The sequence below is a fragment of the bacterium genome (genome assembly GCA_036524115.1).
Lineage (GTDB): Bacteria > JAUVQV01 > JAUVQV01 > JAUVQV01 > DATDCY01 > DATDCY01.
In genome coordinates this window covers 1-4,415 of record DATDCY010000081.1, presented here as the reverse complement: position 1 = coordinate 4,415, position 4,415 = coordinate 1, and the positions used below count along the sequence as shown (strand labels likewise).

Genomic DNA, 4,415 nt, shown 5'->3' with positions numbered 1-4,415 from the left:
GCGCGCGGGCGCCAGTGTGGCAGCCAGCCGCCTCACCAGTCGCGCGACCAGTACTCCTTTTCCCAGTACCGGCTCTCGAGGGCGCCCCTGAGATCCATGGCCGGCAGCCCGGCGCGGCGCAGGAATTCGTTCTGCCGCGCGAGGCAGAAGCCCTCAGCCACCGCCCCCTCGGCCACCTGACCGCTGCGCGCCAACTCCCCGTGCCACGCCTCGTGGACGATCCGGCCCGCGAACACAGCGGGCTGCTCGTTGGCGTCGTCCGCCGCGGTGATCCTGCCGCCGCCGATGTCCATGCCGGCGTGGCCGTTGAGCGTGATCCGCCGGACGTTCTTGCGCGTGTAGTACCAGCTGCCCGCGTCTCCCGCCTCGATGAGCGCGAGCGCGGCGCGGACCCGCGCGATGAACGCCGGGGTGCCCGTGACGCGGATCCCCTCGACGTACTCCGTGTCGAGCTTGCGCGCGGCCGCGAGGCCATCCTCGTAACGCTCGCCGAAGTAGGTCGGCGGGACATCGGCGGCCCGGGCCGCGGGGAGGAGGCCAGCAAGCGCGATGAGGGCGGCGCCGGCGGCGCATCGGAAGCCCGTCAGTAGCAGCTCACACCCCCATGGTTCAGGCGCCGCACTGTTGCGGCGGGAGGGATTGTGGCGGGGGCGGAGGCGGGAGTCAAGGAAGAACCTGGCGCGCCCGGCTGGATTCGAACCAGCGGCCTACGGATTAGAAGTCCGTTGCTCTATCCAACTGAGCTACGGGCGCTCCGGCGCCGATATTACCGTCTGTCTCGGGTATGCGCCAGCGCGATCCCCCGGTCGCCCTCGCGATCACCTCGGCCCCCGGGGCGGATTGTCAGTCCCGCGCGCCCGGTGCTATGGTAGCGGCCATCGGCTTCGGCAGGAGGACCCGCTTGATCCCACCCGCATCGTTCGGCGCGCCGCGTTGAAGCGCATCGCCGTCCCTGCCCTCCCCGCCCTGCTGCTGGCCGCGTACGCGCTGGCCACGGTGTTTCGCTGCCGCCCCGTCGTCTTCACCGCGAACTTCTGGGGCGAGGAGGGACGGTGCTTCGCGTTCGCGACGTCCCACGGCTGGGTCGATTCGCTCCTGCAGCAGGCCTCCGGGTATTACAGCCTGTGGGCGAACCTGGCGTGCACGGTGGCCGCCAAGCTTGTGCCGCTCGATGGAGCCCCGACCGTGACGATGCTCTTCGCCCTCGTCGCCCAACTGGCGACCGCGGCGATCGTGGTCACGAGCGAGGCCGACTTCTGGCGGCCGCCCGGCAGGAAGCTCTTCGGCCTGGCGATCATCCTCTTCGCCAAGGCGGGCAAGGAAGTCTGGCTGAGCACGATCACCAGCCAGTTTCACTTCGCGCTGGCCGCGGTGCTCATCCTGATGGAGCCCGACGAACTGCCCCGCGGCAGGCGGATCGCCTTGCGCGCGCTGCTCCTCATCGGCGGACTCACCGGACCGCCCACCTCGTTGCTTCTCCCGCTCTACCTCTGGGCCTTCTTCCGCTCACGCAGCCGCGAGCGCGCGGTGCAGTCGATGATCCTGCTCGCCACCGGGCTCGTCCAGGGTGTGTCACTGATGCTCGCCGGCGACTTGGCCAACCGCTCGGGCGAGACCGGGCTCTTCACCGTCACGGCCACCGTGTGGACCAAGATCGTCTGGGCCTTCCTCGGCTACGACACCGCGCGGCCCTGGGCCGGACTGCTGATGACCATCGCCATGTGGCCGGAAAAGACAGAGGCGGACGCGCTGGCGGGGCTGCTGCTCGCCGCCGAGGCCCTGATCGTCCTGTTCCTCTTCCTCAGTTCTTCCCGGAACGTGCGGGGCATCCTCCTTGGCTCGTGCGCCCTGTTTCTCGTCAGTTCGGTCCTCTTCTCGGGGGGCAGGGAGAAGATCGGGTTCATAGATCCCAGAGTCGCGTCCCGCTACCAGTTCCTCCCGGAGGTGACGCTTCTGCTCATGACGCTTAGCGCGGCCGACACGTGGCGAGATCGCGGACGACGCGTGCCGGCAGTCATCGCGGTGCTGCTGTGCGCCAGCGGGCTGTTCCACAACATCCGCGAGTACCCGGAGCTGGATTTCCGGTATCACCACTACTACCCGGTGTGGACGCAGGAAGTCTCCAAGTGGCGGATCGATCCAACGTACCAGCCGGCCTCCTGGCCCGCGGGATGGACCGTGGACCTTTCGGGGCGCCCGCCGGACTGAAGCCGACAACACACCGGGACGATAAGATTTGAAGTCCGCCCTCCCCGCCCTGCTGCTGGCCGCGTACGCGCTGGCCACGGTGCTGCGCTGCCCCCCGCTCGTGCTCCGCCCGAACTTCTGGGGCGAAGAGGCGGACTACTTCGTCTTCGCGATGTCCCACGGCTGGGTCGAGTCGCTCCTGCGGCAGGCCTCCGGATACTTCAGCCTCTGGGCCAGCCTGGCGGGCACGGCGGCCGCCAAGCTCGTGCCGCTGGATCACGCTCCGATGGTGACGATGCTCTTTGCCCTCGTCGCGCAGTTGACGCCGGCGGCGATCGTGGCGACGAGCGCGGCGGAGTTCTGGCAGGCGCCGGGCCGGAAGCTCTTCGGCCTGGCGATCATCCTCCTGGCCAAGTCGGGCAAGGAGATCTGGCTGAGCACCATCACCAGCCAGCTGCACTTCGCCCTGGCCGCGGTGCTCATCCTCCTGGAGCCCGACGAACTGCCCCGCGGCAGGCGGATCGCCTTCCGCGCCCTGCTCCTCGTCGGTGCGCTCACCGGGCCGGCGACCTCGATGCTCTTCACCCTCTACCTCTGGGCCTTCCTGCGCTCGCGCAGCCGCGAGCGCGCCGTCCAGTCCCTCATCCTGCTCGCCGCCGGTCTCGTGCAGGGCGCGTCCCTGCTGCTGGAGTCCGGCGACATGGCCAACCGCTCGGGCCAGGCGGGCTTCTTCGTCGTCACGGCCACCGCGTGGACCAAGATCGTCTGGGCCTTCCTCGGCCGCGAGGCGGCGCGGCTCTGGGCGGAGCGACTGACCTCCGTTGCCGTATCCCCGGACACGCTCCACGCGGACGTGCTCGCGGGTGCGCTCCTCGCCGCCGAGGCCCTCCTCGCGCTGCTCCTCTTCGTCAGCACGTCCCGGAAGGTGCGGGGCGTCCTGCTCGGCTCGTGCGCCCTGTTCCTCGTCAGTTCGGTCCTGTTGTCCGCGGGGAGGGACAAGCTCGAGTTCATCGACCCCCGGGTGGCGTCCCGCTACCTTTTCATCCCGGAGGTGACGCTTCTGCTCATGACGCTCAGCGCGCTCGACACCTGGCCGATCCGCCGATGGCGCGTACCGGCCGTCTTCGCAGTGCTGTTGTGCGCAAGCGGGTTGTTCCACGACGTCCGCGAGTACCCGGGGATGGATTTCCGGTACCACGGCTACTACCCGGTGTGGGCGCAGGAGGTCGCCAAGTGGCGGATCGACCCGACGTACCAGCCGGCCTCCTGGCCCGCAGGATGGACCGTGGACCTTTCGGGACGCCCCCCGGACTGAAGCGATCGCGCGTCAGGGCGCCCTCGCCCGCCACGCTGAGCGGTGCCCCGCGCTGGCGGCGCCGGGAGCCCGGGGTTCGGTTGACACCACGTTACAGGGCAGTTACATAGAGTCTGCTCCAGCTTCGGCGGAGCGCGGGATTTTTGCGTAGGACGGGAGACGGAACAGTGCGAACTGCGTGGCCTGCGCTGACGCGCGCCCTTCCTCCGGCGCTCGCCACCGCCGTGCTCGTCGCGGCCCTGTACGCCGTCAGCCGCTGGCACTACCTGCTCTTCCACTCCATCATCGAGCTGCTCGGCGTCGTCGCTTCGCTGGGCATCTTCATGGTCGCCTGGAACACGCGTCGCACGCACCGCACCGGCTTCCTGCTCTTCCTCGGCCAGGCCTACCTGTTCATCGCCGCTCTGGACCTGCTGCACGCGCTCGCCTACAAGGGCATGGGCGTCTTCCCGGGCGGCGGGGCGAACCTCCCGACCCAGCTCTGGATCGCGGCGCGCGCCTTCGAGAGCGTCGCCCTCCTGATTGCGCCGCTCTTCGTAGCCCGCGCCGTCCCGCTGGCGGGGACGCTGCTCGGCAGCGGCGCGGTCGCCGGGGCCCTCGCCGCGGCGATCTTCTCCGGCCACTTTCCCGCCTGCTTCGTGGAGGGCCAGGGCCTGACCGGCTTCAAGATCGGCAGCGAGTACGCGATCGTGCTGACCCTGGCCGGAGCGCTCGCCCTGCTCGCGCGTCGAAAGGGGCGCTTCGAGCCCACGGTGTTCAGGGCCCTCGCGCTCTCGCTCGTCTTCAAGATCGGCACCGAGGTCTCGTTCACCCTCTACAACGACGTCTACGGCTTCTCGAACCTCATCGGCCACCTGCTGAAGCTCGTCTCGATCGCGCTCATCTACCGGGCGCTGGTCGAGACCGCCATCGC

General features: G+C 69.5%; 4 protein-coding genes and 1 tRNA gene. 3 read left to right on the top strand and 2 right to left on the bottom strand.

The genetic code is table 11. From position 1 onward, the window contains the following. Window positions 1-32: 32 nt before the first annotated feature. Entirely contained in the window at window positions 33-293 is a 261-nt protein-coding gene (locus tag VI078_03925) for a hypothetical protein (protein ID HEY5998433.1), read from the bottom strand. Window positions 294-676: 383 nt separating this feature from the next. Then, window positions 677-753 (bottom strand) — tRNA-Arg (locus VI078_03920). A 180-nt stretch (window positions 754-933) separates the two neighbouring features. Here VI078_03920 and VI078_03915 point away from each other — a divergent pair. The 3 genes from VI078_03915 to VI078_03905 form a co-directional block, all read left to right on the top strand. Then, on the top strand, window positions 934-2,208 hold the full coding sequence (locus VI078_03915) for a hypothetical protein (GenBank protein HEY5998432.1): 1,275 nt from the start codon (window positions 934-936) through the stop codon (window positions 2,206-2,208). Window positions 2,209-2,236: 28 nt separating this feature from the next. Next, window positions 2,237-3,502 (top strand): hypothetical protein, encoded by a 1,266-nt coding sequence (locus VI078_03910; protein ID HEY5998431.1) that lies wholly within the window; start codon window positions 2,237-2,239, stop codon window positions 3,500-3,502. A gap of 167 nt (window positions 3,503-3,669) precedes the next feature. Then, window positions 3,670-4,415, top strand: a 746-nt coding sequence (locus VI078_03905; protein HEY5998430.1) for an MASE3 domain-containing protein, incomplete at its 3' end; no start/stop codon positions are given.

Bases quoted from the DNA above. Each gene is read 5' to 3' on its own strand.
- VI078_03925 (HEY5998433.1), bottom strand. From the start codon at position 293: ATGGACATCGGCGGCGGCAGGATCACCGCGGCGGACGACGCCAACGAG.